Here is a 2,618-nt window from a genome sequence, read left to right as displayed (position 1 = left end):
CTAAGACTTATTCACTTAGCTATTCCCAAATATTGTAAAATTTCCACTCCTATTAACCTAAATACTTCTTTCTCTCTTCTTCAGCTTTTTCAAACATATCTATTGCTTCCCGTGTCTTCCCCCATTCAACAAATTTCTCGAGACCCTGTTTTAAACTGTACCTTGGTTCGAATTTGAGTTCTCTTTTAATCTTCGATATATCAGCGAAATCATGCCTATTATCGCCTACCCTAAACTCCCCCGTGATTTTCGGTTCAACTTTTGAATCGAAAAGCTCAATTAAGGTATTTGCAACTTCTAAAATGCTCGTGGCTTTTCCAGTTCCAACATTGTATACTCCCTCCCTTTCGCTTTCTAAAGCTAGAAGGTTTGCTCTTGCAACATCTTCAACGTAAATGAAATCCCTCAACTGTCTTCCATCTTCAAATATTATGGGAGGATTATTATTCTTTATTCTAGAAGAAAATATTGCAATTACACCAGTATAAGGATTATTCAAACTCTGCCTTGGTCCATAAACATTAAAGTACCTAAGAACTACTGTAGGAATTTTTAGAGCAAACCCAAAATTAACCGCTATTCTTTAAGTATCATATTTGGATAAAGCATATATGGAAAGGTTTTGAACAGGTTTTTCTTCAGTTATTCCCACAGGCTTAACATACTCATCACAGAATGGACAATGAACCTCCCAATCCTTTTTCTCCAATTGCTCCCTTTTTCTTAATCCAGGATAAACAAGTCCATGAGCTTTACACACATAAGCTCCCTCACCATAAATTGATTTAGAACTAGCAACAACCACCTTCCTTATACCCTTCCTAATTTCAGGCTTCTCAAGAAGAACCTCATACATATTTGCAGTTCCAATAGAATTTGTAGTAAGATACCTAACTGGTTGATACATGCTTTGACCAACCCCAACTATTGCAGCAAGATGAATCACAGCATCCACATCCTTCAAAGCCTTCAACCAATCCTCCCTATTAACTATATCACCAAAAACATACTCCGCCTCTGGATTTAAATAATCAGGCTTTCTATTAAAATGAACCTGCGGCTCCAAATTATCAAGAACCCTCACCTCATACCCCTTCTCCACCAACAAATCAACAGTATGCGAACCTATAAATCCCGCACCACCAGTCACTAAAACCCTCTCTATACTTTCCACTTCCATCACAAATAACATAACAAATTTACAATTTAAAAACGTTTAGACTTCAAAGTTATGGAGCTTAAAAGATCTAAAGAAGACCTCACATTATCATTCTCAAAACTGAAAATTAGGTATTATAAAGGGACTTGTTAACAAGATGAAAAGTTAATCAACATTATAATTACAGAATACTATACGATTGTTTCATTGTCACAAATAGAACAGTCTTCCTACTTCTTTGCTTATGTCCCTTAAGATTTGGAAACAATTTTCAATCACCATAATTCTCCAATATTTATTCCTGCTTAATTCATTATTTATCCTTTAAGGGTTTCCAGCCGGAATCTTTAATTGCCTTGAGCAAGTATGGATGAATGTCTTTAGGTATTTCTTCAAAGAATTTGAATTCCGAATGCTCATCATTCAACTTAACCTCCCCATCATCACATTCACATAAATAAACTATAGTTATATCATGCCTTTCAGGAAAAACTCTGAATACACATTTACAAACCTATATCTAGTTACAGTTAACCTAGTTTCCTCCTTAACCTCCCGAAGCAGAGCTTCCTCAATAGATTTCTCCGGACTTTCAAGTCTACTTAAACCCAGAAATTCAACAGCCTTCTTCACATTAACCTTAAATTCTATTCTCATCATCTTCATCGAATAAAGGCTTCATCTTAATACGACATTATTCTACCTAATAATTAATCCAATCTTAGTGCCAAAGACCTGCCTTAAAAAGAGGATATCTTGCTCATCAAACACATTCAAAAACCTTAAGGATAACATGTAGACCAACCCCCCTACAAATACATATAATGGCAATAGAAACTCACTATAATACACGTATTCAATAAGCAAGACTACTAAAGCCATAATCACTGAGGATGAAAAGATTTTAAGTAATACAATTTTATCAAGTTTAATCTCCACAACTCTAGATAAAACGTACAATGATATTATGAAGCTTAAGAGCATCGATAAACCCTTCATTAAGGCGAGACCATTCAAGCCGAAAAGCCATAGGATGGGGATGGTTAATAGGCTTACAGCCACAGGTATAATGCTTAAGAGAAGTATGGTTACAGTCTTCCCATATATGAGGAGGAGATTGCTAAATGCTGGCGAAATACTGTATACAAGTGCAAATATGGAGAGTATTGAGAGAACAGTATACCCATCCTCATACTGTTGCCCAGCAAAGAGAGTTATGACAGCTTTACCCGTAGAGAAAAGGCCTAACGCTAGAGGCGTAAATATCAGAGCAGAATATTTTGAAGCCCTCTTTATAGTTGAACTAACCAAATCATGCTCACTCCTACCATAAGCTGAACCATAATATGGAAATAATGCCGAGGAAAATGGAACTGTAAAGGATACTAGGACACTGAAAACCTTACCAACAACATCATATACACCAACATCCGATAAGGGGAGAAATGCAAGCACAATC

General features: G+C 36.0%; 4 protein-coding genes. All 4 read right to left on the bottom strand.

What is annotated here, in order from left to right; all coding sequences use genetic code 11:
- Positions 1–52: 52 nt before the first annotated feature.
- The gene (locus MRT15_RS09070; RefSeq protein ID WP_304329767.1) at positions 53–580 is read right to left on the bottom strand and encodes an NAD-dependent epimerase/dehydratase family protein; all 528 of its coding nucleotides are present in this window, start codon (positions 578–580) and stop codon (positions 53–55) included.
- 3 nt (positions 581–583) lie between these two features.
- The gene (locus MRT15_RS09065) at positions 584–1,174 is read right to left on the bottom strand and encodes an NAD(P)-dependent oxidoreductase (RefSeq protein ID WP_304329766.1); all 591 of its coding nucleotides are present in this window, start codon (positions 1,172–1,174) and stop codon (positions 584–586) included.
- 453 nt (positions 1,175–1,627) lie between these two features.
- A complete protein-coding gene (locus MRT15_RS09060; protein WP_304329765.1) occupies positions 1,628–1,825 on the bottom strand; it encodes an NUDIX hydrolase in 198 nt (65 codons plus the stop codon).
- 33 nt (positions 1,826–1,858) lie between these two features.
- The coding region (locus MRT15_RS09055; RefSeq protein WP_304329764.1) for a polysaccharide biosynthesis C-terminal domain-containing protein at positions 1,859–2,618 on the bottom strand (760 nt) is incomplete at its 5' end.

Source organism: Candidatus Culexarchaeum yellowstonense (assembly GCF_024707025.1).
In the GTDB taxonomy this organism is placed as follows: domain Archaea; phylum Thermoproteota; class Methanomethylicia; order Culexarchaeales; family Culexarchaeaceae; genus Culexarchaeum.
This window is presented reverse-complemented; position numbering and strand designations above follow the sequence as displayed.

What these genes read in the sequence shown, in the direction of transcription:
- MRT15_RS09060 (WP_304329765.1), bottom strand. Translation starts at nt 1,825, where the DNA reads ATGAAGATGATGAGAATAGAATTTAAGGTTAATGTGAAGAAGGCTGTT.